Source organism: Burkholderia sp. 572 (assembly GCF_040545135.1).
In the GTDB taxonomy this organism is placed as follows: domain Bacteria; phylum Pseudomonadota; class Gammaproteobacteria; order Burkholderiales; family Burkholderiaceae; genus Burkholderia; species Burkholderia cepacia.
The window spans coordinates 77,290-102,222 of the sequence record NZ_JBEPLH010000001.1 but is presented as its reverse complement, the minus strand read 5'-3'; the positions used below and the strand labels follow the sequence as shown (position 1 = coordinate 102,222).

Here is a 24,933-nt window from a genome sequence, read left to right as displayed (position 1 = left end):
TTCGTTGCCGTGACGCTCGCCTCCCGGGCACATCGCGCTGTCGCGGCTTCGATCCGACGTCCGTTCGGCGCAGGTGCCGGGCGGGTTGGCCGGTCGGCGATGGTGGTATGCATGCCATAGCCGACCGGTCGTCGTCGAAACGATGCCTTTCAAAGGTTCTTCACGTCGCTTCGTGAAGAACCTTTTCTTTTTGGCGGCGAGCCTGGCACGCCCGCAGAATCGTCGGAACAGTCGGTATTCGCGTCGGCAGTACGCGTCATGGCGGCAGCGCGATCGGAGTTATCTCTAAAAAACTTCGACACATTGCGTTGCCCGAGAGGTTGATCCGCCGAACACGCATTCAACGCAATGCGGAACAAGCGACTCATATTTGCGGCATCAAGTTTCGGTCAAGTCCGAAATTATTTCGACATTCTGTGTGACGTGTACGAAATGGTTCATTCGATGAGGACGCCCGCGCGGGCCTTTGGCATGATCGGAAATCCCTCTTTTTTCAGGTGTATTCCGAGACGATCACGGGTGCCGGAACGATGTCGTTCCGGTTGCGTTCGCGATCGTCGCCGCGCGCCATGTCGCAGAGCCCGCTTCAATCCCTTCGTCGCTACCAGAGCATTTCGGTGTTCGGCGGCGGAATCGTCGTCACCGTCCTTGTCCTGATCGCTTGCGGTCTCGGGATGGCGTCGATCGTCTCGGGTTACGTCGAGGGGGCGCGGCGCAACTACCTGAACGGCCTGGAGCAGACGCTCAACGAAATCCACGTGAGCGAAACCTCGTTCCGCAACGGCGTCGCGAACGCGCAACTGATCTGGCAGGAGGCCAGCGACGCGCCGGCGGCCGTCGTCGACGAATTCTTCGCCAACGACCAACGCATCGCGACCCGGCCGTATCCGTCGCTCATCGTCGGTGTGCCGGCGCAAACCGGCAACCGGGCCGAAGTCGCGCGCTATCTGTCGCTGTCGGTGCTGCTGTCGCGCATCTGCGCGGCCAGTTCGATCAATCGCGGGCGTACGCTGGAGGGCTACCACTACAGCACGCGTACGGGATTGCTCGCGCTGATTCCCCATCGGGACCGCGACGATCCGGCACTGGTTTCACTGGAAAGCCGTACGCGCGTGCTGGACGCGTTGCGCGTCGATTTCGAGCGCCCGTATCCTGGCATCGCCGATACGCGTCCGCATGTGCGCTGGCTGGCGCCGTTCATCGATCACGTGTCGGGGCAGTCGCGTATCCGGATTGCGGCCGAGGCGCGCGACAACGGTAAACCGTTTGCGGTGCTCGTCACCGAATATCCACCCGATTACCTGCTGTCCTGGCTTGCCGACTATCGCCCGGAAGGCGCGTTCTACATCACGACGGCCGATGGCCGGCTCGTCACGATGGATCCGTCGGCGCACGATGCCGATCGCGTGGAAAGCCTGCTGAAGCTGAACCCGTGGCGGGACGGTGCGTCGTCGTCGGGCGCACCCGTGTTTCGCGACGGCTTCCTGTTGTTTCACGGCAAGCTCGAATCGACGGGCTGGACGCTTGCGTATGCGCTGTCGTGGACCGACATCGCGGCCGGCGTCGCGCATTCTGCCGGTATGCTCGGTGCCGCGACATTGCTCGCGCTCATGGTCATGTGGGGGCTGCTGCTGCGCTTTCATCGGCGAGAGTTCGTGCCGCTTTACACGCGTTCGCAGCGCGTGTTCGACAGCGAAGCGCTGTGCCGCAGCGTGATCGAGATGGCGCCGATCGGGCTCGGGCTGATCGCGCGCGACGACGGGCGTTTCATGCTCGCGAGCCCTGCGCTCACGGACATGGTCGGGAGGATCGGCGGCGACTATCACGCGCTGTCGAGCCAGGTGGCCGACGCATGGCAGGCGCGCGGCGACGCAGGCGGCGTGCTGCACGACGACCTCCTGGTGGGGGGCGTGGAAGCCGCGCATCTGCACCTCGAATTCATTGCGTGCGGCGCACGCTATCAGGGAACGGACGTGCTGATCGCCGCGGTCGCCGACATGACCGCCAAGCGGCAGCTTGTGCAGCAACTGGAAGAGGCCGTGCGCGCGGCCGATTCGGCCAACGCCGCGAAATCGTCGTTCCTCGCGGCGATGAGCCACGAGATCCGTACGCCGCTGAACGTGATTCTCGGCAACCTTGAACTGCTCGAGCGCTCGGCGCTCGACGCGACCCAGCATGATCGCGTGCACACGTTGCGCACGTCGGCGACGAGCCTGCTCGCGCTTGTCAGCGACATTCTCGATTTCTCGAAGATCGAGGCCGGTGCGATGTCGGTGGAATCGATCGAGTTCGACGTGATCGCGACGATCGAGCGCGAGTTGAACGCGTTCGCGACGATCGCGAAGGCGAAGGGGGTGCAGCTATTCTGCGAGATCCATGCGAGCAGTACGCAACAGATGCGCGGCGATCCGACCCGGTTCGCGCAAGTGCTCCGCAACCTGCTGAGCAACGCGCTCAAGTTTACCGATGTCGGCCGCGTGACCGTGCGCGTCGCGGTCGTTGCAGAAAGGCACGACAGGCCGGAACTGTCGGTCGAGGTCGAGGACACCGGCATTGGCATCGCCGCTGAACATCGACGCAAGCTGTTCAACGCATTTTCGCAGGTCGATACGTCGATCACGCGGCGTTACGGGGGCACGGGGCTCGGGCTTGTGCTGTGCGACCGGCTCGTCGCGGCGATGGGCGGCCGCATCGAAGTGGCGAGCCAACCGGGCGTCGGCAGCCGTTTCACGGTGCTTCTGCCGCTCGGCCTGGACGTCGTCGCACTCGACCGGCCGCGCACGGCTCACGCACACGGGCTGACGCTGATCGCCGCACATCTCGGGTGGCGCGATTTTGCGTTGCCGCATCTGCGCGCATGGGGATTCGACGTCAGTGTGTACGACAGCCCGTCGAGTCTGCCGGCCGGCATTGCACGACGGGGCACGGTCGTGCTGTTCGGCGATTCCGACACGTGGTCGCACGCAGATCTGGCCAGCCTGAGCGATTGCGCATCGCTGATACTCGCGATACCCGACGGCCCGCTCGAACCGTATCGCGCGGGCGACACGGTACGCGTATCGAGTTATTCGCTCGGTGGCTTGCGCGCTGCGCTGGCGCTCGGCGGCCCGATGCGAGACGAAAGCGGGATTGATGCCGTATCGGGCGATGCCCCGCGGCGTGACGATTCGCATGCTCGCGATTCGGCGATGGCCGAATCGTCGCGCGACGTGGTCGCGTCAGGCAGTCGCGCATTGCGCGTGCTTGTCGCGGACGACGAAACCATCAACGGCTCGATTTTCAGCGAGCAACTGTACGCGCTCGGCTGCACGCCAGCCGAGGTCGGATCGGGGCGTGCGGCGCTCGAATCGCTGGCCGGCGGCGAATGGGACGTGCTGTTGATCGGCGACGATCTGCCCGACATGCGCGCGCACCAACTGGCGGAAGCGGCGCGCGGCGTCGATCCCGCGTGCGACGTACTGGTCGTGACGTCGCATTTGACGCCCGAAGGCATGCACCGATGCGCGGCAGCCGGTGTGCGGCGCGTATTGACAAAACCCGTGACGCTCGGTCACCTGCGCGGCGCGCTTGCGCATGCGGGGCAGCGGCGTGCCGCGACTTCGGCGAAGGAACCGTGCGTGGCCGCTTGCTCATTGGGCTCAACCAATCATGAAACAGCTTTGTATGACAAGTAACCAACAGCAGCGTACGCGTCAACGCATATCCAAAATAACAAGGGCAGGGTGCCGGCGCACGTTCATGTCGCGCGGCAGATTTCAAATCAATACTGGAGGGGAACGTCGTGCGTCACATAGGGAAGGTATTCGCACTGTTGCTCGATTTTGCCGCGCTCTCTGAGAAGTCCCGTCGGGAATTCCTGACGATGATGAACGAGTTTCTGCTCATGTCACCGGTTCAGCGGCGCCGTACGCTGAACGAGTGGAAAAATCGGGTGGACGGCAACTCGCGTGACCTGCCCGGCGATTCGAGCCACCGATAGCGCCGCGTCGCGGCCCGCCCGTGCTGCGTGAGAGCGTAGCCGGCATCCCGTAACGGCGCCGAGCCGTCTTGAGCTTCGGCAATCTGCGCGGCGCGTCCGTGCGGACAGGTCGTGCGTATCACGAGCGCCGGCACCTGTCGTCCGCCGCGTGGCCCACGCAAATTGCAGGGCGAAGCGGGATTTATCCTAAAATTGAGTCACTATTTGTCCGGTGCGCCTAATATGGCCAGCCATCGACACGATGGCGCGAGCATGCTCCCCGTCGCGGCGGGGACCGGAAGCGTGACTGAAAGCCTCGGGGAAACAGGAACATGGACGAATTCTTTGTGCGCGTGATGGTGGCCGACGATCATCCGGCATCCGCACTCGGCATGTCGCAGTCGCTGCAAGGCAACAGCACGATCAAGCTCGTGGGCACCGTTTCGAACTCGACGGACCTGGTCGCAGCGCTCGACGCGCAGCAAAGCGATGTGCTCGTGCTCGACTATGTGATGCCGGGCGGCAAGTACGGCGACGGGCTCGTGCTGCTGTCGTTCCTGCAGCGCCGCTATCCGGCGCTCCATATCGTGACGATCACGATGATCGACAATCCGAGCGTGCTGCGCGCGATCCACAAGCAGGGCGTGAGTTGCATCCTCAGCAAGTCGGACGCGATTTCGCACCTGATCGGCGCCGTGCATGCCGCGTACGTCGGTGCGAACTACATGTCGCCGTACATCAAGCAGCTCTTGCAGGACATCGAATCCGAGCCCGTCGCCCGCGCACTGACGACACGCGAGATCGAGGTTGTCCGATTGTTCGGCGCGGGCTACACGGTGGGCGAGATCGCCGCGCAGCTCCATCGCAGCAAGCAAACCATCAGTTCGCAGAAATCGAGCGCGATGAAGAAACTCGGGATCGTTCGCGACGCGGATCTGATCCGTTACAACGATGAGCAAAAGCTCGCCGGCGCGTCCGACGACGATACCGCGTCGACATGACGCGCGAGGGCCGGCTGCCGCTCCGGCCGGCTTCGGGGCAGACGCCGCCGAGTGACGCATTGCGTGCGGGCGGAGGCACGCCACGCGACCCGACTACCCTGTTTTCCAGGGAGCCGATGCGCCCGCATCGGCGAATGATGCGGTACGCCCGACCACGAGCAACGAGATCGACACGACATGCCCGCAAAGCTGAAAAGACTTTTCTCGCACGGCGCGGTGGCTGTTCGCAAGCCATTCGAGCCGGGGCGCGTCCGGCGGCAGCAGCAGTTTCTGCTGTACGGCAGCGGCGCGGCGATCTCGGCGTTCATTCTGGTGTGCGCGACGCTCGTTTTGCTGCTCGACGTGCAGGAGTCGCTCGAGCGTTTCCGCGTCGAGTTCACGGGGCGCAGGGCCGAACTCGTTGCCGAGGTGGAGATCATGCGTGCGCTGCGGAATCGCTATGTCGAGGACATGGAGCTGCAGTGGGCCGGCGTCGCTGAAAATTCGCCGGGCCTGCCCGGGTTGCTCGCCGGCAAGCACGGCAAGCAGACGTTCGTCGGGCGCAAAGGGCGAATTGCGATCGCCGCATTCGCCGACATCCCGCCGGCCGCATCGGCGAACAGTCAATTGCCTTACCTCGCCCGCTATCTCGAGGGGGTAGAGGTGACGGGCGTCCTGCCCCCGCCGCAACCGGCCGATCCGGGCGGTTCCGCTTATCTGATCGATCCGAACGGAGATTTCATCGTGGCGGCAGGGCATCCGCTCGTGAAGCGGGCGCTTGCACTGCCAGCCGGTTTCGATGTGAGGGCACTGGCCGAGCAACTGCTGCCGACGACAAACGATACGGCCGCATCGACAGCGGATGCGGCCGTATCGACCGCGCCCGCCGTTCGTCGAAACGCGATTGCGCTGGACCGGCGATTCGATCCGGTGCTCGGACGCTCCGTGCTGCGGATGGTGCAATGGGTGCGCGGCGCGAACGGCAAGCCGGTCGTCTGGTTCGTCATCAACAGCCTGCCGCTGATAGAGGGGATACTGCGCTCACCGGGCGCCGGCAGGGAATACGCGCTCATCGATTCCAGCGGAAATCTCCTGCTCGGCGGGCAACCCGACGGTGCGATGGTGGCCACTGCGCTCGAGCATGCGCGCCACGAGGCCGGCGAGCGAGCGGCCGCACATCGCGTCGGCATGAACTTCGTCGTCAGCGACCGGGTACCGAGATCGGACGAGGTGGTGATGGCGACCATCTCATGGCGTGCGGTTCTGAGCGACATAGCCTTGCGCGCGAGCTTGACGGTTGCGCCCGCGCTTTTCGCGATCGCGCTGCTGTGGATCGCAATCGTGATGTTCGACAGGCGCGCGCTGCGTCCTGCGAATCGGCGGGCGATTCGCCTGATCGAAAGCGAGGCGCTCAACCGGACGCTGATCCGCACGGCGCCGGCCGGGCTCGTGCTGCTGTCGTTCGTCGACGGCGAAGCGATCGTGCGCAACGACGCGCTGATCGCGTACGAGCGGGACGTGTCGGGCGAGCCGCTCGGCAAGCGGCTGTGGCGCGCGTACCGGGACGGCGCGCCCGCCGGCAACACGCGTGCGCGTGTGACGCGGGAGCTGGCCGTCGAGCGCGCGGGACACGGCACCGTCTATCTCGACGCGCACATCGTGCGCACCAAGTACCGCGGCATCGACGTGCTGCTGTGCACGCTGCTCGACATCACCGCCCGCAAGCAGGCGGAGGAGAAGCTGCACGAGGCGCGCGAAGCCGCCGAGTTCGCGAACAAGGCGAAATCGACGTTCCTCGCGACGATGAGCCACGAGATCCGCACGCCGCTGAACGCGATCATCGGTAACCTGGAGCTGATGGAGCGCGCCCAGATGGCGGCGCCGCTGCGGCGCCGGCTGGGGACGATCATGTCGTCGTCCGATACGCTGCTGCGCGTGATCAACGACGTGCTCGATCTGTCGAAGGCCGAGTCAAACCAGATGGTGCTCGAAAGCATTCCGTTCGACCTGCGCCGCGTTGTGAACGATGTGGCCGCGATCTTCCGTCCGCTCGCGGATGCGAAAAACCTTGCGCTGACGTGCCGTATTGCCCCGGATCTCGCCGATGGTTACGTGGGAGATTCGACACGACTGCGGCAACTGGTCTCGAACCTCGTCAGCAATGCGATCAAGTTTACTAAGCGCGGCGGTGTGACGATCGACGTGCGGCTTGCAGCGGTGGGCCCGACCGGCCGTGGCGTCGAAATCGCGGTCAGCGATACGGGCATCGGCATTCCCGAAGACAGCCTGCCGACCCTGTTCGACGTCTATATCCAGGCCGACGCGTCGATCTACCGGCGTTTCGGCGGCACGGGGCTCGGGCTGCCCCTGTGCCGACGCATCGCGGCGCTGATGCACGGCGGGTTGAGTGTCGACAGCAGTCTTGGCGAAGGCACGACGTTCGTGGCCGAGTTGCCGCTGCCCGAAGCGCCGTCCGGCTGGCGAGACGATGCGCCGGAATCCGGGACGTTTGCGGAAACTGCGCGCGGGTACGAAGCGGAGGCGGAATCCGAAGCGGGAGAAGAGACCGACGCGCGCGCGGAGGCCGACGGTAACGAACCGCTGCAAGTGCTCGTCGCCGAGGATCATCCGGCAAGCCGGGCGTTGCTGCGCGACCAGCTCGACGCGTTGGGCTACGACGCGACGATCGTTTCCAACGGCATCGAGGCGATGCGCGCCTTCTTCGAGCGTCCGTACGACGTCGTGCTGACCGATCTCGGCATGCCGGAACTCGACGGCTTCGCGCTCGCGAACTTCCTGCGCGAGCAGGGCGCGCGCGTGCCCGTGATCGCGATGACGGCACACGCGACCGACGAGGATCGCCGGCGCTGCGCGCAGGCCGGCGCGGTGGAGGTCGTGCTCAAGCCGCTGTCGATCGAGACGCTCGACGCGGCGTTGCGGCAGCATGCGGGACGCAACGCCGCGTCGCCCGCACCGACGTCCGGGCGACCGCCTGTCGCGCCCGCGATGACCGACGAGGTGCGGCGCACGCTGCGCGATGCGACGCTGCATTCGCTCGCGGCGATCGACGACGCACTTGTGACCGGCGACGCCGATACGCTTCGCATCGAACTGCATTCGATGCGCGGTGGTTTCGCGCTGGCGGGCGACATCGATGCGCGCGATGCATGCGCGCGCGCCGAACACGCGATGCGGGATGGCGGACCGGCAGCATTGAAACGCGTGTGGGATTCGACCGAGGAGGCTGTCCGGTTGGCACTCGGGCGGCTGTGGGCGAAGGACGAGCCTGGCTCGCGCGTAGCGGGAAAATAGGCCGAAGTATTGATCGCCGGTTCTGGACTGACGGCCGTCGTGCTGCGCATCGCAAAATGAACATCCCGATACCCACCGTGCCGACGCAGATGCGTTTCTGCCTGTTCAAGCACGGCCCAATCCTCACGATAGCCGCGCGGAATGAATGCGTGGCAGTGGTCGGCGTGAAAGCTTGTCGTCCTGATCGATCATTGGGACATAGTGGAAACACACATCATTTCGCCCTGATAGAAAGGGCAATCGCACGCATTGTTCCGGCGTGGTCGACTTCGAGCGCGCGGGCTACGACGAGCCCGCGCGTCGGCGATACCCGGCGCGCGGGCGCGCGCCGGGAACATCGATTACTGATACATGATCGAGTACATCACCGACGTGTTCACCGTACCCTGACCTGCGGGACCACCCGTCGCGACGTACTGCGCGTAGTACGGAAGATCCGCGGCACCGTTCGTCAGTGCGACGATCTTCGAGTTTTCGTCGGCCTTGCCGACCCCGATGTTGGTCGTGTCGCCGTTGAGCAGACCGATTTCGACGTTCTTTGCCGTCCCCGCTGCGTTGATCAGTTGACCGGTCGTCGAGTTGACCGTGGTACCCGGCTCGAAGTGCGTGTAAACATTACCCGTCGCCGGCGAGCAGTTCTTCAGGCCGATCTTGAACGGCGTGCGGCCGGCCGTCATCCCGCCCGATACGAGCGCCGACGTCGACACCTTCGGCAGCGCGACGGTGAAGTCCTTGTTGCCGGTGCCGTTGCCGTCGATCGTGCAGGTCTGCGAGCCGATCTTGCCGTTGATGGTGATCGTGCCGTCCGCGGCGTGCGACACGGCCGGCAGTGCTGCCGCGGCAGCGATGGTGAGAGCGGCGATGCTGGAGAATGCGAGTTTCATGTCAATTCCTCTAGTACTAGGAGATGTAAAAACGGACTCCGCCGTCGAGCCGTCCGCATGCCGTGACCGGCCGTACGGGCGACACCCGACTTCGTCCGTCAATGATCTTCCGATGCAATCCTGCAGGACTGCGAAGCAGAAGTCTGTTCCGGCCATCGTTCGAGCGATGACCGCCGTTGCACACCGGTCGTTCGCGATTGCCTTGCGACCGGTGCGCTACCGAATCATTTACTGATAGCTCATCGTGAACGTCGCGACACCCTTGACCGTTCCGCCGGACACCTGGCCGGTCGCGATGTATTGCGCGGACAGCGGAATGCTGGTCGTTGTCGCGGACGGCCCGACAAGCCATTGGTTGGTATTGCCAATGGCGATGGAATCCGGACCGTAACTGACGGGCTGCCCGTTTCTCAGGATGCGAAGCTTCACGCCTTTCGCCGACGAATCGGGCGTGAGGGTCAACTGATTGCCGGTATTGCTCTGATCGGTCAAATCGGTCAGTGTCACGTAAACATTCGACCCGGATTTACAGTTCAAACCGATATTGAATTCCTTATCCCCCGCTGTCACGCCAACGGCATTGAGTTTGCTTGCCGCGACGGGCTGCAATGGCACATTGATCGACGGCGTGGTGACCGTGCAGGTGTTCGGCATGATGATCAGTTTTCCGTTGTTGTTGATCCAGTAAAACTGATATTGGGCTTTGGATTGTGGATTTCCCCGGCTTACTATGCCTACGGTCCACCAGCCGGCGGTATAAACCGGGAGCTGTGTTTTATATATATCGTCATTGAGCTTGATTAATTCGACTTTAACGCGAAATCGTCCGTCAATCGGTTTGGTAGCCGGATTCGCGGGGGCCCAGTCCTGAGTGGCGCCGCCGTACACCATCATGACCTCTCCAGTATCGAGGTTGGTAAAGCGCAATCCTAGCGAGTGCGTAGTGGAGGAGTACTTGGTGTAAACCACGCCAGGGATATTGGATTGGTACCCGCCACTACTGAAATAGGTTTGATAGCCTCCGGGCGGAGTTGTGTTGGCTCCGCAGACGTAATCCATTACCGGTTCCACTGTCGTGGTCGCCAGAACGGCACCGTTCGGTGTGTCATGGGAGACAAGCACATTGCCGAAGCTGAAAGTTCGCTGGTAATCGTTCCAGTTTCCGTTGCCGTAACGGCAAAGATTGGTTTGCGCCAGGCTGGGATTCGAATGAATCCAGCTTGCAAAGAAAATCATGGAAATAAAAAGATATTTGAATCTCATGTTTTCATGTTCCATTTATCGTGATTTCGATTGAATTCGACTCAGTGAGAAGCGGCACTCAGGTGCGAGTCATCGCTCGAGCGGACCGTCGCGGCGCCGGTTTGATCTGAATCGGTGAAATGCTCGCGCGCCTCCGTTGCGACGGCGTCTTGCGGGCGCGTATTCCCCGGCACGGTGCGCGCGCATATCGCGTCGACACGCGCGTACACTTCGGCCTTGTCGTGTTTGGTCGGCAAGCGGTAGCTGAGCGAGCAGACTTCGGTTGCTCGATTGCCCCATTTCGCCGTCAGCACGCCGGTTTCGCCGAGGCCGCGGGCGAACAACATGCCGCCTTGTCCGGACAATCCGACGGTCTTGCCCTCAGCATCGACCACCGTGCTCCCGAACGGCACCGGTGCGCCGTCCGGCTGGCGCATCGTCAGCAGCACGGGGCGACCGGTAACTGTCTCGAACTTGAGCTTGACCACCGAATTCGCCCGCGGTGCGATCTGCTGACTGGTCGACAGCATTTCGACATCGGTCGGAATACCCTTCGGGTCGAGCTCGACGGTGTTCATCTTGTACGGTGTCAGGTACGGGAGCACCGCATAGCCACGCCCGTCGATCCGGACATCTGTGCCGTTCGTGATGCGCGCGCCGATGGCATCCTTCGCCTCGATGATCGCGGCCGTTTCGCCAAGGTCGTTGGCGAGCGTGATGCCGCCCGCATGGCCGACGACCGCACCCGACACGCCGACGGACACGCTCGAATAGCCGCTGCCGCCGCTCGCGCTGCCGGAGAGCGTCGCGAACGGGCTGCGATACTGCGCGTTGCCGCCGCCGGACGTCGCGCCTTTGCCGGCGTTGACGTTCATGCCATACGAGAACGCGTTGGATTTCCCGACGGTGCCGGTCAGCGACATCTGCCCGGTTGCGCCTCCGCGGCTGTCGTGCGCGACGCTCGTGGTCAGCGTCGGCGCGTACGATCGCCGGCCGAGCGGAACCGTCACGTTGGCGTACACCTGGTTGTTCAGGCGGCCCGAGTAGCCGTCGCGCTGTCGCGAAACGGACAGGTTGTAGCTCAGGTTGACGCCGCCGATCCGCAAGCTGTTGTTGTAGCCGAGCTGGAACTGCGTCGTCGTGCCCTGGCGGTTCCAGTAGCTGGACGTCGAGCCCACCGCGAACAGGCTGCCGCGTCCTTCGCCGAGTGTCTGGTTCAGCGTCAACTGAATCTGGTTGCGCTGCCGGTATGCGTTGTTCGGATCTGCTCCGGCCGCGGCCTGCTCACGGGCGTACATCGCGTCGCGCAGCTCCCAGTAGCCGCGAGAAGAATAGCGATAGGCGGCGACCGCGATGTTCGTGCCGGTTGCCTCGACGGATTTGCTGTAGCTCACGCGCACACTCTGGCCGTTCGTCGCCGACACGCCCGGGATGCGTGCACTGGCGTGCGTGACGTCGACGGCGAGCGCGCCGACCGGCGTGTTGAAGGCCGCGCCGACCAGTCCGGCCAGATAGTTTTCCGCGACGATCGCGCCGACGTAACCCGTCAGCAGGTTGCTGATGCCGCGCTGATACGTGCCCTGCGCGAAATTCGGATGACGATCGAGTTGCGGCTCGCGCAACTGGCCGAGCGCGACGCCGAAACGCGAGACGCCGGGGCGCAGCGATTGCACGACCGCCGAATACGGCACCGTGAAGCTGCGCTTTTTGCCGTCGGCCTCGGTGACGGTGACGAGCAGGTTGCCGCCGTAGCCCGTGGCGTACAGATCGTTGATTTCGAACGGCCCCGGCGCGACGTTCGTTTCGTACAGCACGGCGCCGTTCTGCGTCACCGAGACGTGTGCGTTGCTCGTTGCGACGCCGCGAATCACGGGCGCATAGCCGCGCATCGAGTCAGGCAGCATCCGGTCGTCGGTCTCGAGCGCAACGCCGCGCATGCCCACGCTGTTGAACAGCGTGCCGTCGGTGTACGTCTCGCCGATCTTCAGTTGGCTGCGCCAGGCCGGCAGGTCGCGCTGCACATAGGTATTGAGGCTTTGATAGCGGCTGTCGCCCTGCGATTGCGCGGTATAGGTTCCGTTGTGCCGGAAATGCCAGTTCCCGATGTTGACGCCCGCATTCAGCCCCGCGTAGGCCTGCGTGCTTGAGTAACCCGACGACGCGTTGCGGTACGCGTTCGCGTTGTACTTGAGCGTCGCGCTCGGTACACCGTCGTCCCACAGTTCCGGACTGACGTAGCCGCGCGGATTGCGCAGCAGCGCCGCTTGCGGAAGGCTCACGTTGAGGCGCAGTTCCGACATGTCGAATTCATACGCCGCGTCGGCGACCAGCTTGCCGACGTCGGTGCACTCGCCCGCTTGCACGCGTGCCAACTCTGCGCGCCCGGTGTCGGTCAGTGCCTGGTCGTCGAGGCCGAGCCGCGCCACGAGCGTGCGATCGAAGCACGGCTTCGCGTCGGGTGCTCCCGCTTCCGTGCTGAAGCGTACCGTCGAGCGGCCGCTCCATGTGCCGTTGACGTAGAGATCGACCAGATAGTCGCCCGCCGGGACCGGGTTGCCTTTCGCGAAACGGTCGAGATCGAGCCGCTGCCCGCGCGGCTTCATCATCAGCGTGTCGTTGAACTGAACCTGCGCGACATCGAAACGGTCTGCCGGTGCGGCCATCGCGTCGACAGTCCAGCTGCCGAGCGTCGCCATGACGAGCAGATAGCCCGGCTTGAGCGCGAAACGCGCCGGCGCCTCCAGTGTTCGATTGTGATGATCTGTTCGCATGAATTCGATGTATTAATGCCGCATCTGCATGATGCGAACGACGGATTGCCTGCGCCGATGCGATTGCCGCATCGGTCAGTTACTGGGTTGATTCAGGGACGGCCGGGAGACGTCAGTGCGTCTTCTTCGGCGCGTACTTGCCTTCGATGCCCGCGCCGTAGTCGTTGAGGAACGTGTAGTCGACCTCGATTGGCCCCGCAGGTAGCGACGGCACGTTGCCGACGTCGAATTGCTCGGTAGCACCGGGCTCGACCATGCCGCCCTTGTCGTTGGTCCACGTTGCGCCGCCGGACTTGACGGTCAGCTTGGTGAACGTCACGTGGTAGGGCGTCGGATTCTTCGCTTGCAGCGCGTAGCGACCGTCGGCTTTCGGCGCGAAGTTCCAGGTCACCTTCTCCGCGGACTCGTCGGCCACGCCTTGCAGTGCGGCGGGACGGAAGAACAGCTTGATGCGCGAACGGAATGCGAGCTGCAGCAAATTGGGGGCGTCGGGATCGTCGGTCGCCTGCGGCGGGACGTCGAGCACGTTGAGCCAGTACAGCGTTTCCTTGTCCTGCGCGAGCGGCGCCTTCATGTAGATCAGCCGCAGGCTCTGGCCTTTCTTCGGATCGAGGCGGAACAACGGTGGCGTCAGCGTGAACGGCACCTTCGAATCGTCGGGCAGCGCGTTCGCGTTGCCGTCATCCACCCAGGCCTGCACGAGTGACGGCCTGTCGCCGTCGTTGGTCAGCTTGACCGTGACTTCGCGCTCCTTTTCCGGATAGACCACGCGTGTTCCGCCGATTACCACGCTCGCGTCCGCCGCGCCGATACCGGACAGCGACGCGACCAGCGCCGCGGCGCCCACGCTCGAGCGCCAGTTCATTGGCATTCCCATCGCCGATTTCTCCTTTTAGATAAACAGATCAGATACCGTTGGTCGGACGCGGCCCGCGCACCGCGCTGCTTCGCGAGCCCGGGCCGCCAGTCGCGAGACCGGATTACTGATACGAGACCGAGTACATGACCGACGTGCCGACCGTGCCGGCCGTGGAGGCGCCACCGGTTGCGACGTATTGCGCGTAGTAGTCGAGCGTTGCCGCGCCACCCGCGATATCCACGGTCTGCGAGTTCTGCTGCGCCTGGGCCGCCCCGAGCTTGATGTTCGAACCGTCCTTGTTCAGCAGGCCGACCTCGACGTTCTTCGCGTCACCCGTGGCATTGAACAGCTGGCCCGTCTGTGCGTTGACCGTCGTGCCCGGTTCGAAGTACACGGAAGCCCTGCCGGAGTTCGGCGAGCAGTTGGACAGCGCGATGCGGAACGGCTTGCGACCGGCCGTCGAGCCCGGCGTGGACAGCGACGACGTCGACACGTTGGGCAGCGTGACGGTGAAATCCTTGCCGCCGCCGTCGCCCGAGATGTTGCAAGTCTGGGCGGTGATTTCGCCGGTGATCGTGATCGTGCCGTCCGCCGCGTGGGCCGACGACGCAACGGCGATGAGACCCGCTGTCGCCATCAGGATGGAAAGTGCTTTTTTGGACATGTGATTACCTGTGATTAATGGTCTTGCGTCGAGAGACGACGCACCGACGTTTCCGTTGCACTGCTGTCGTCGTTGCCGTTGCTGACGCACGTCGATAGCAGCGGCAGGAAACAGGTGACATTGTTTCCGAGTAAGGCGCTCGAAAGAATTGGATAAGTCCTAATGACGGTCGAAAAAATGTCGTTCACGTACGAAATTTTCGTTAAACAACGTCAGCGAAAAATTGATTCATGAGGTTCGGTGGGTATCGATGACGTAGCCGGGGCGGTCGTAGAAGGAAGTTCATCGGGCGGCCCGCCACTCATGAGTCGGAAAATCGGGAGTGCAGAGTAGTTTGGTAGTTCGTCAGACCAAGGATCGAGGATGCGCTGTCCCCGGGGGACTTCCTGCGTGCGGGGGGGGGGGGGGCGACGGCATGGCGATGTGTGCGTTCGCTAGCGCCGAGCACGAGATGCAGGACGGCGGTCAGGAAGCATTGAAACGCGTGTGGGATTCGACCGAGGATACCGTCCGGCTGGCGCTTGAACGGCTGTCGATGGATGACAGGCAGGGTTCGGACGAGCCGGGAAAATAGTCTGGGGTATTTGCCGTTGGCTGGTGACCGACGGTAATCGTGCCGAGCATGGCTGCTTCGACATTCCTGCGGCCACCGCGCAAACAGAGCGGCGGCTGCCCGATCGTGATCGGTTCATGCGCCGCCGCTTCGCGGTCGGTGCGTGCTGCGCCGTCCGCTCATCGCTACTGATACGAAAACGTAATCGTGCTGAGTGCACTCACGGAGCCTGGCTTGATCGTTTCCGCGACCTTGACGTATCTGGCCTCGAACGGCACCGAAATTTTAGTGTTGGCCGCAGACGACTTGCCGACCATCCATTGATTCGTATTTCCCTTGCCGGACGAATCCGGTCCGAAGCTCAACGGGGTGCTTTCACCCTTTTTGAGTATTTGAATCCCTACGCCCGCTGCCGTCGAATTGCGATCGAGGCTCAGGGCGCTGCCTGTATTCGCGGGATTCGTCGCATCGGTCAATGTCGCGTGAACACTGACGTTCGCGTCGCAGTTCAGGCCGACCGAGAACGGCGCCGATCGGGCAGATGCCACGTCACCCGTCGCCTTGAGGCTTGCCGCAACCAGGGTTGGCAACGTGACCGAATTGGTTGCGCCGGATATGACCTTGCATGCCCTTGCCGTCACCTGCGTGCTCGTCGGGTACAACGGTGCCGATCGGCCACTTCCCGGAAGAAACGCTCCTCGATACTTCAGCCTGTAGTTGAAAAGCGTTACCGACTTGGATGTGTAGGTTCCCGTCGCGAGCGGACCGGCCGAGACGAGTGTCACCTGTGCTGTAATCGAGCCTTTTTCCTTTGCAGAACTGAGTGGTATGGAGAGTTCACCATCTACAAGTGGTGCCATGGGGGGGGCGCCGGCGGAGTAATCCTGTACTTCAACTACAAAGCCGATCCCGGGTATGCCGGTTTCGAAAACGGTAGCGACCTTTCCATTGCTCGTTTTGTACGTCACATTCGGAATAGCCTTTGCGACCGGCGTAATGACATATTCGTCATATTGACAATTCCACGTGTTACCGGCGACAGATGCAACCCAGTCGCCCGCGCTGGTCGAATTCGGAAATTGGCGACCCAAAGGAATTTCGTCCTGGGTCACACTGACAGTCGCGGGGAGCCTGGCGCCAAGCCCCAAGCCATAGCTATTCAATTCACATGCAGAAAACGCGAATTCAGAAAATGCGATCGTGCACAGCGCCAGGCATTGGATCGTTCTTCGTATCGCGGAACGATTCGACGCGCGCAGCGTGCCCCCACGCAGGTTCGCATTTCTCGCCGTATTCATCCATTTCATAAATCTGTCCCGTTAAATCGCAAACGATCCAGAAACTTTCGCAGGCTTTGCCGCCGGCGACGTTCGACCGTTTTCGTAGTGAATATTGCGTAACGTCACCGACGCGCCGACACAACACGATTCGACACGGCCGGCGCGTAGTTGGTGACCTCGCTCGCCACGCACGGCAGTTCAAGACTCTGAAGCGACTGGTAGGTCGCGGCGCGCTTGCGCACCGGCAGCGAGTACGACAGCGCGCACACCGACTTGCCGCGATCCGCTTCCCACTGCACCTTCAGTTCACCTTGATCCACGAGCCCGCGCGCGAGCAGCTTGCCGCCCTGGCCGACCGTGCCGACGTCCTTGCCGTCCGCATCGGTCACGGTCGCGCCGAACGGTACCGGCGAACCGTCGGCCTGCCGCGCGCGGATGACCGCGGAGCGTCCGTATGCCGTCTTGAACGTCAGCATCGGCACCGCACCCGCCAGCGGCGCGATGCGCTGGCTCGTTTCCTTCAGTTCGACATCGGTCGACAGCCCCTTCGGATCGATACCGATGTCGTTCATCGCAAACGGCGTCAGGTATGGCACGACCGCATAGCCGCGCCGGTCGATTCGCACGCCCGACGTGTTGGTCACGCGTGCACCCTCGGCATTCGGCGCCTCGATGATCGCGAAGGTTTCCGATAGCGGCTGCGACAGCGTGACGCCGCCGCGATGAGCGACGATCGCGCCGCGCGCGCCGGCGGAGAACTGCTGATAGTCGGCGCCTGCGCTGACGCTGCCGCTCAATTCGGCGATCGGGCCGCGGTACTGGATGCTCGCGCCGCCGTTGGTCTGCGACGTGCCCGACGAATTGCCGTGGTTCACGTTCAGGCCGTACGACACGTTGTTGTCGACGCCGAGCGCGCCCGACAGACTCGTTTGCGCCTGCGTCGAGCCGCGCGTGTCGCGGCTGAGGCTGGTCGCGAGCGTCATCGGCCGCGTCTTGCCGAGCGGAATCGACAGGTTGGCGTAGTACATCGTGCTCGACTTGCCCCATGCGTCGCGCTGGCGTGTTGCCGACACGCTGTACGCGACGTCGCGGAACGTGTTGCTGTAGCCGACCGTGAAGTTGACGTCCGACCCGCTGCGGTTCCAGTAGGTCGACGCCGATGCGGTGGCGTTCAGGCTGCCGCCGCGGGCGCCGAGCGACTGGCTCACCGTCAGCGACGCGCGGTTGCGCTGCCGCGACACGCTCGCCGCCCCGGCGCCGAGCTGCGCCTGGTCGCGCGCCTGCATCGCGTCGTTCAATGCGAAGAAGCCGTTCGTCGAATAGCGATACGCGGCGATCGCGACGTTCGTGCCGGTCGCGGCGACGGCCTTTGCGTAGCTGATCCGGAAGCTTTGCCCCGAATAGCGGCGCTCCCCCGGAATCGACGTCGTCGCATGCGTGACGTCCACGCCGACCGCGCCCAACGACGTGTTCAGCACCGCGCCGGCCATCGCGGACAGGTAGCCTTGCGCGAACGTCACGCCGCCGTAGCCCGTCAGCAGGTTCGTGACGCCGCGCTGCCAGGTCGCCTGCGCGAAGTACGGCGTGGTGTTCGGCAGGTTGCGCACGACGCCCGTCGTGAAGCTGTAGCGATTCTGGCCCGGGCGCAGCGACAGCGGCACCGCCGCGTACGGCACGGTAAACGAATGCACGGAGCCGTCGGCTTCCGTCACGTTGACCTTCAGGTCGCCGCCGTACCCCGTCGGATACAGGTCGTCGATCACGAACGCACCCGGCGCGACGGTCGTCTCGTACAGCGTCGCGCCGTTCTGCGTGACCGTGACCTTCGCGTGGGTGTTTGCGACGCCGCGCACGACCGGCGCATAGCCGCGCTGCGACTCAGGCAGCATGCGGTCGTCGGTATACAGGCGCACGCCGCGGAACGACGTCGAGTCGAACAGATCGCCGGACGTGTACGCGTCGCCGACGATCAGCTGCGACGACCACGCGGTCAGGTCACGCTGCAGGTAAGTCGCGACGTTCTCGTACTTCCTGCGGCCGCGATCGTCCCAGTTGAACGAGCCGTTATGACGGAAGTGCCAGCGTCCAACGTTGACGCCGCCGTTGACGCCGACGTAGCCCTGCGTGCTTTCTCCCTGGCCGTCGGTACGCGCGTGATATACGCTCGCGTTGTAGTCGAGCATGCCGACCGGGATACCCTCACTCCACTGGTCGGGGCTCACGTAGCCGCGTGCCTGCCGACGCATCGAGATCTGCGGGATGCTCAGATCGAGCCGCTGCTCGTTGAAGTCGTAGCTGACCGACGCTTCCTGAATGGCCTGACCGATACGCAGGCATGCGCCGTCCTCGTCGAGCGTCGCGCGCACGTCCTGCGGCAGCTTCGAAAAATCGACGCCGATCAGTTCGAGCTGCGCCTTGTCGAAGCATGGCTGCGCATCGACCGTGTTCGGCGCGCTCTTGAATTGCAATTCGATGCGGCCGATCCAGTCGCCGTCGACATAGACGTCGGGTTTGTACATGCCGGCCCGCACGACGTTGCGGCGCTCGTAGCGCGACACGTCGATCGCGCCGCTGCCGTTGTTCAGGAAACCACCCTCGAACTCGACCTGCGCGAACTCCGTCCGTGCGATCTGCAACTCCCCGGAATCGGTTTGCGCCGCGTATGCGTGCGTCTGCCAACCCGCGATGATCGTGAGAAGCAGCGCGCAGACCGGCTTAAGCTTCGGTTCTGTCTCCGCCTGCATGCGTGGTTGCCGCTTCTCTATCATTTAATCCTTCCCGTCAGTGTTTATTCGAGTGCTCGCCTCGGATCGAGTGGTGTGGCTGAATCGGCGGCGCGCGCGTTACCTCATCGGGACACAGCGGCCTCGTTGGATCGGTTGCCGCCCCAGTCGTCGAAGCTGCTGTACACGACCGTGCCGCCGGTTGCGTCCGCGTTCGTCGAACCCTTGACCGGGAACGAAGCGGTTTCGCCCGGACGCACGTAGCCCACGCCGGCGTCCAGCGTCTTGCCGTTCGTATGCAGTGCGATGCCGCCAAGGTTGACGACGTATGGCGTCGGATTGGTTGCCTTCAGAACCAACCGGTTACCGGGATCGGCCGCGATCTTCCATGTGAGCTGACGTGGTGCGTCGGCCGCATTTCCCGGCAACCCGTCCGGCCGGTACATCAGCTTCACGCGTGTGCGAAACGCGATCATCAGGCGATTTCTGTCGTCGTCGGCCGACGCTTTCGGCGGCACGTCGAGCACGTTCAACCAGAACAGAGACTCCTTGTTGGCCGGCAGCGCTTCGCCCGAGTGAATGATCCGGATGGTTTGACCTTTGCCGGCCTCGAGCCGGAAGATCGTCGGCGTCATCACGAACGGCACGTCGATCTTGTCCGGTGCGGCACGCTCGTCACCCGTGTCGATCCACGCCTGAACGAGGGCCGGCGCCTTGCCGTCATTGGAGAGCTGAACCGTGACTTCCTTGTCGGCACCCGGAAACACGACACGTGTGCCGGAAAGCGTCACGCTTGCCTGCGCGCTCATGCATGACAGGGCGGCCATCAGTAGGGCCAGCATGCGATAGGGGGCCGCAAGTTTCATCGTCTTCCTCCTTATATTATGTAGTCCGAATAAATGCCGGAGGAAATCGGGGGATTTGCTCCGACGAGCCAGCCTCATCTGGAGGCCGGCTCTTTCACTCAATCAACCGAGCGCTCAGGGGTAGATCAGCGAGTAGGTGACGAACGAATTAGCCGAACCGCCCGTTGCTTCGCCGGTTGCGACGTATTGAGCCGAATACTGCAGCGTCGCGGTGCCGGCCGTCGTGTCGATATCGACGATCTGCGAGTTCTGCGCCGAGCTTTCGGCACCGACCTTGATCGGCTGATACTTGTCGTTCAGGATGCCGATTTCGACGTTTTTCGCCGCATCCGCGCCAGTCAGCGTCAGACGACCGGTCGCGAGGTTCACGTTCGGGCCAGGTTCGAACGCCACCGACACCTTGTTCACCGGCGCCGGAATCGTCGTACCGCCTTCTTCCTTGTCCGTCGTGCAACCGGTCAGCGTGAGCTTGAACGGTGTACGGCCCGCGGTCGCGCCTTCGGCTGCGAGCTGGTTGGTCGATGCCTTCGGCAGCGTGACCGACAGATCGTTGACACCTTCGTTGATCTTGCAGGTCGACGCGACCACGGAGCCCGTGAAGTTGATCGTGCCGTCCGATGCATGAGCTGCCGAAGCTGCGGCCAGACCGGCCACGGCAACGAACAGGGAAAGCGCGGTGGTGCTTTTCGCAATTTTCATTGATTGAGTTCCAAACGGTGGATTAAGAAAGTGATGAAAACGCACATGAGATCCGTCTGGGAGGAGGGGCATGACGTGAATCCCAACGTGTGCATTTCGATACGTATTTTCCTTATGTACGGAATAGTGAGAAATGGGACGATAACTAAAATAGCTGCCCATTTTGCTAGTACAAGTACTAAAAAAAGAAAGTTGGGTGAGGATTGTTAGGTAACCTTCACGAATGGTTAAATTTCGCGGGTGTGCCGGGTCGGAGGCGCGGAGGATGTGACGAGGACGGGTTTTGGCGAATGCCGATCCAGAAGGCGTCCGGCGCGAGTCGCACGTCGGCGCCCATCATCTGTGAGATCTGGATGTTGCCGACGCGGTCGTACACGGCGTCGCAGTAGCCCACCCGGTTTTTCCCGCGCGAGTACGCGCTTCGTCCCCAGATGCGCGATGATCGCCGCGACCTGCTGCGTCTGGTTCGACCGACTGTCGCCGGTCGACACGAGCGCATCCGTGCGCTGCGAATCGCGCTGATGCGTCGAACATCGACGGGCTCAACGTGTATCCGGGTGTGCCGCGCACGCGGGCCGATACGCCGGGGCGAATATCGATCGATAGTTCGAGTCTCGGCTCGATCCGTCGCCGCGGTAGCGGGCGTGGCCGGCCGGCCACGGCCTTATCGAATCCTGCCGGCGATCACGTCGCCGATTCGGTCGGGCCGCGTGCGCGCGGGAATCTCCGGTTCAGCGCCTTCAACGTCGGTCGTTCGATCCATACGTGGCACACGTAACCGCAGATGCAGGCTACACCGAGGATCGTGCAAGCGGCGCCAAGGCCCGCTGCCGTGCGCGGATCGGCGCGCAGTCCGGCAAGCTTGACGGCCATGCCGATCACGTAGGGATGGATCAGATAGATCGAATAGCTGGCGGCGCCGAGCGCGGCCATGATTCGGTTCCGGTTGGACCAACCCCGCCTGTCCAGCGCGACCAGCGTGACGATCAGCACGAACGCGGGGCCGCCCCACAGCACGACCCGCGCAAACCCTTCCGGTGTACCGTAGCGCATCTGCAGCACCGGGATCGCCGCGATGGCGGCAACGGCGACGGCAGCCCATACGGGCGCGGCGATGCGCTTCACGATGCCGGTTTGCAGCACGCCGTGCGCCACGACACCAAGACCGAATTCCAGCACGAACGGCTGACCGAGATGGCCGACGACGGTCGCGCCGCGTGGGTCGAAAACGGCCACGCATGCGCACAGCAACGCGAGCGTCAGCGCGGCAAATGCGGTCGCATGACGCGCGCGCACGCAGCCGAGCGCGGCCGCGACAACGAGATAGAACAGCATCTCGTACTCGAGCGTCCAGCCGTTGAGATTCAGCGGCCCCCAATGACCGTTTTCCTTTATGTACGGGATGAACAACAGCGACTTGACGAGATAGTCGGGCGCCGCCGTCGTCGTGTTCAGCCAGTGAGGACGCAGCAGTGCGATCGCATGGATGCCGAGCGTCGTCACCCAGTAGAGCGGCACGATCCGGATCAGGCGCTTGACGAGGAAATCGCGTCCCTCGTACGGTGCGACGCACGACATGATGAATCCGCTGATCACGAAGAAGACGTCGACACCGGCTTGCCCGGACGGCAGCACGTTCAAGTGATAGGCGACCACCGCGAGCGCGGCGAGCGCCCGCGCGGACTGGATGTTCAGGTAGATGGGCTGGCGCTGTGAGTTCGCGCTCACATGTACCCCCGGATTGCGTGCCGCGAAGGCGAGATTGCGGACGGAGGCGCGTGCGCTTCGACACCGCTTGCGGCGCCGGTATCGGCGCTCGGCATGGACGCCGATCGACCCGGCCTGCGTACCTTGCGCGCGAAACCGGCGAACTGCATCGCACACAGCAGCGACACGCTCGACAAATGGCGTGTGTAACTGCCGAGATCGGGCTCGAACAGCATCGACACGGCGACATGGCCGACGACGAGCGACGCGAGCACGTCGCGGGCTAGCTGGCCGTCGCCGGGCGTGCGCCGCCACACGGCGGCCAGCGCGATCCAGACAAACCCCTGCATGGCGATTTCCTTCGGCCCGGGTGAGAACAGCACCGGCAGATTCAGCCGCAGCGTCGCATACAGGTAATCGACGCAGAACGCGAAAAACGAAGTCGGGGCGACCGGGTTGTGGAAGCTGGTGCGCGCGCCATACGGCGAACCGTATGCGAGGTAGTCCGCGGCCATGTCGCGCGGATGCAGCAGCAGGAAATACGCATCGTTCGGCAGCAGCACGAGCACGAGCGGCGCGGCGAGCATCAGCAGCGTCCTGCGGCGCCATGAGCCTCGCCGGAACAGCAGCACGGCGAATGCGGCCCCGAGGATCAGCACGAAATAGCTGCGCACGATTGCCGCGTAGGCGCTGTACAGCACGACGGCCGCCGCGATCGCGGCGAGCGCCGGGCGGCGTTGCGCGACCCTGGCCAGCACGATCGCGATCAGCACGACGAGCGTGTCCTTGCTCGCGACGAACAGGTTGAAGAACACGCAGGGCACGAGCAGCACGAGGCTCGTCGCGAGCGAACCGACGCGGCGCCCCTGCGCGATCATCAGGCAGATGAACAGCGCGCCGACCGTGGCGGTGAACGCGTGGGTGCCGCCGACGCCCAGCATCGCGTAGAACTTCGCGACGGCATCGAATGAGGTCCCGTCGTAGTTGCCCGATCCGCCGATCTGGCTCTGGATCTTCTCCGCGTCGCGGAACACGTATTCAGGGAGGAACGTGCCGGCCTTCGCATAGACGATCCAGTAAAGCAACACGGCCAGCGCCGCGATCGCGCGGGTCAATCCGCGACTGAGGGTTGGCCCTGCGCCAATCAGCTTATGCAGCATCGGATACGCTCCTCCGGATCGCGCCGGCCGCGTGGATTCGCACGCTGCGCAGGACGATCGGCGCCAGCGCGGCGACGATCGCGATGCTGGCCGTCAGATGCGCGAGCGCCGCACCGGTCGTGCCGAAACGCGCGATCAGGTACCACGCGGCCGGCACGCAAACCAGCGCGATGCCTGCCATCGACAGCGTGACGGCGACGCCGGTCCGCAACGCGATCGCGGCCGCCCACAGCACGTCGGCAGCCGCGCGCAGCACGAACGACGCGAGCAGTACCGCCAGCAACACGACCTCGTGCGCACCGACCCGTTCGTTCGCGAGCCGGAACAGGTCGTCGTGCACGGCAAGGATCGCGACGGAAAGCAATGTCGCCAGCCCCGCGCTGGCCGCCACCGCACGGCGCAGCCGACGACGGAAGTCGGCGGGGTCGTCCGTGAGCACACGCACGAAATCTGGCGCGGCCGTGGCGACGACCGTCGCCAAGGCAATCGCCTGCACGGCGTTGGCGACCGACCACGCGAAAACATAGCGGCCGAGCGCATCGGCACTTGCGTGGCCATTGGCGATGAAGCGCTCGACGTACTGCAGGATCGACAGCAGCCCGCCTGCCGCGTAGAACGGCAGGCCGCGCAGCCAGACCTCGATCATGTCGCGGGCCGCGGGCATGCGTGCGATTCGCCCCGCGTGGCCGGCCCGGCGCGCAAGCACGCCGATGCGATGCCACGATACGGCCACGACGCACGCATTGCACGCGAACCACAGCGCGAATACGGCTTCGATCGAGCGTATCGCACCGACGAGCAGGCCGGCGCACGCGATGGCGGCCCATCCGCCGGTGCGGACGAACTGCAGCAACGAGCCCGCGCGCGGGCGGTGCAGTGAAAACATCCATGTATTCGTTTCGAATGCCGCGTGCTCGGCGAGCGCAACGAGCAGGACGCCCCCCAGCACGCGCGTCGACACGCCGAATTCGCCGGCTGAAAAACCGGCGAGCGATGCGATCGCGAGCGACGTGCAGATCAGCAGATACAGCCCGGCGAACGCGGTGCCCAGTCTGCGTGCCTCGCCGATCGCGGGCAGCGGGTCGCTCGCGCTCAGCCGGCGGTTGAGTTCCGTGCTGAAGCCGAGCCCGAGCAGTTTCGACGCGACGACGGATGCGGCGACCGCGAGCCCGTAGACGGCGAACGCATCGAAGCCGAGCGCGCGCGCGATGATGATCGTCAGGCCGAACTTGAGGCCGAGTGCGGCGAATCTGAGGGTGAGTCGAATGAGCATTG

General features: G+C 63.9%; 16 protein-coding genes and 1 pseudogene. 4 read left to right on the top strand and 13 right to left on the bottom strand.

Annotated features, from left to right (window positions below; genetic code table 11):
* Positions 1 to 569: 569 nt before the first annotated feature.
* The 3 genes from ABIC51_RS00445 (at position 570) to ABIC51_RS00430 (ending at position 8,250) form a co-directional block, all read left to right on the top strand.
* Positions 570 to 3,674: an ATP-binding protein gene (locus tag ABIC51_RS00445; protein WP_175898631.1), complete on the top strand. Its 3,105-nt coding sequence runs from the start codon at positions 570 to 572 to the stop codon at positions 3,672 to 3,674.
* Between the two features lie 616 nt (positions 3,675 to 4,290).
* Positions 4,291 to 4,959 carry a response regulator gene (locus tag ABIC51_RS00435; protein WP_146254624.1) on the top strand — a complete coding sequence of 223 codons (669 nt, stop codon included), beginning with the start codon at positions 4,291 to 4,293 and terminating at the stop codon, positions 4,957 to 4,959.
* Positions 4,960 to 5,136: 177 nt separating this feature from the next.
* Complete coding sequence (locus tag ABIC51_RS00430) at positions 5,137 to 8,250, top strand: ATP-binding protein (RefSeq protein WP_146254623.1); 3,114 nt, start codon at positions 5,137 to 5,139, stop codon at positions 8,248 to 8,250.
* Between the two features lie 341 nt (positions 8,251 to 8,591).
* Here the strand turns inward: ABIC51_RS00430 and ABIC51_RS00425 are convergent, their stop codons facing one another.
* From ABIC51_RS00425 to ABIC51_RS00405, 5 genes are all read right to left on the bottom strand, one after another.
* Positions 8,592 to 9,134 (bottom strand): fimbrial protein, encoded by a 543-nt coding sequence (locus ABIC51_RS00425; protein ID WP_146254622.1) that lies wholly within the window; start codon positions 9,132 to 9,134, stop codon positions 8,592 to 8,594.
* Between the two features lie 228 nt (positions 9,135 to 9,362).
* Complete coding sequence (locus ABIC51_RS00420) at positions 9,363 to 10,412, bottom strand: fimbrial protein (RefSeq protein WP_146254621.1); 1,050 nt, start codon at positions 10,410 to 10,412, stop codon at positions 9,363 to 9,365.
* 26 nt (positions 10,413 to 10,438) lie between these two features.
* Positions 10,439 to 13,147, bottom strand: a complete 2,709-nt coding sequence (locus ABIC51_RS00415; protein WP_146254620.1) for a fimbria/pilus outer membrane usher protein — start codon at positions 13,145 to 13,147, stop codon at positions 10,439 to 10,441.
* Between the two features lie 112 nt (positions 13,148 to 13,259).
* Entirely contained in the window at positions 13,260 to 14,024 is a 765-nt protein-coding gene (locus ABIC51_RS00410; protein ID WP_146254619.1) for a fimbrial biogenesis chaperone, read from the bottom strand.
* 103 nt (positions 14,025 to 14,127) lie between these two features.
* Positions 14,128 to 14,670: a fimbrial protein gene (locus tag ABIC51_RS00405; protein WP_146254618.1), complete on the bottom strand. Its 543-nt coding sequence runs from the start codon at positions 14,668 to 14,670 to the stop codon at positions 14,128 to 14,130.
* 451 nt (positions 14,671 to 15,121) lie between these two features.
* Between ABIC51_RS00405 and ABIC51_RS00400 the strand changes: the two genes are divergently transcribed.
* Complete coding sequence (locus ABIC51_RS00400) at positions 15,122 to 15,244, top strand: hypothetical protein (RefSeq protein WP_264165482.1); 123 nt, start codon at positions 15,122 to 15,124, stop codon at positions 15,242 to 15,244.
* Between the two features lie 164 nt (positions 15,245 to 15,408).
* Here ABIC51_RS00400 and ABIC51_RS00395 read toward each other — a convergent pair whose 3' ends face one another.
* The 8 genes and pseudogenes from ABIC51_RS00395 to ABIC51_RS00360 all read right to left on the bottom strand — a co-directional run bounded on the left by ABIC51_RS00395 (position 15,409) and on the right by ABIC51_RS00360 (position 24,931).
* Positions 15,409 to 16,530 carry a fimbrial protein gene (locus ABIC51_RS00395; protein WP_146254617.1) on the bottom strand — a complete coding sequence of 374 codons (1,122 nt, stop codon included), beginning with the start codon at positions 16,528 to 16,530 and terminating at the stop codon, positions 15,409 to 15,411.
* Positions 16,531 to 16,625: 95 nt separating this feature from the next.
* Complete coding sequence (locus ABIC51_RS00390) at positions 16,626 to 19,271, bottom strand: fimbria/pilus outer membrane usher protein (protein ID WP_175898635.1); 2,646 nt, start codon at positions 19,269 to 19,271, stop codon at positions 16,626 to 16,628.
* 80 nt (positions 19,272 to 19,351) lie between these two features.
* The gene (locus tag ABIC51_RS00385) at positions 19,352 to 20,092 is read right to left on the bottom strand and encodes a fimbrial biogenesis chaperone (RefSeq protein ID WP_146254615.1); all 741 of its coding nucleotides are present in this window, start codon (positions 20,090 to 20,092) and stop codon (positions 19,352 to 19,354) included.
* Positions 20,093 to 20,206: 114 nt separating this feature from the next.
* Complete coding sequence (locus tag ABIC51_RS00380) at positions 20,207 to 20,791, bottom strand: fimbrial protein (protein ID WP_146254614.1); 585 nt, start codon at positions 20,789 to 20,791, stop codon at positions 20,207 to 20,209.
* Between the two features lie 280 nt (positions 20,792 to 21,071).
* Positions 21,072 to 21,303, bottom strand: a pseudogene (locus ABIC51_RS00375) (1-aminocyclopropane-1-carboxylate deaminase); the annotation flags it as partial.
* A 172-nt stretch (positions 21,304 to 21,475) separates the two neighbouring features.
* Entirely contained in the window at positions 21,476 to 22,519 is a 1,044-nt protein-coding gene (locus ABIC51_RS00370; protein WP_175898638.1) for an acyltransferase family protein, read from the bottom strand.
* Positions 22,516 to 23,658: a hypothetical protein gene (locus tag ABIC51_RS00365; RefSeq protein ID WP_146254612.1), complete on the bottom strand. Its 1,143-nt coding sequence runs from the start codon at positions 23,656 to 23,658 to the stop codon at positions 22,516 to 22,518. Before ABIC51_RS00365 ends, ABIC51_RS00370 begins: the two co-directional genes overlap by 4 nt.
* Positions 23,648 to 24,931 carry a polysaccharide biosynthesis protein gene (locus ABIC51_RS00360; protein ID WP_175898640.1) on the bottom strand — a complete coding sequence of 428 codons (1,284 nt, stop codon included), beginning with the start codon at positions 24,929 to 24,931 and terminating at the stop codon, positions 23,648 to 23,650. The genes ABIC51_RS00365 and ABIC51_RS00360 overlap by 11 nt, the downstream gene beginning before the upstream one ends.
* Positions 24,932 to 24,933 lie beyond the last annotated feature (2 nt).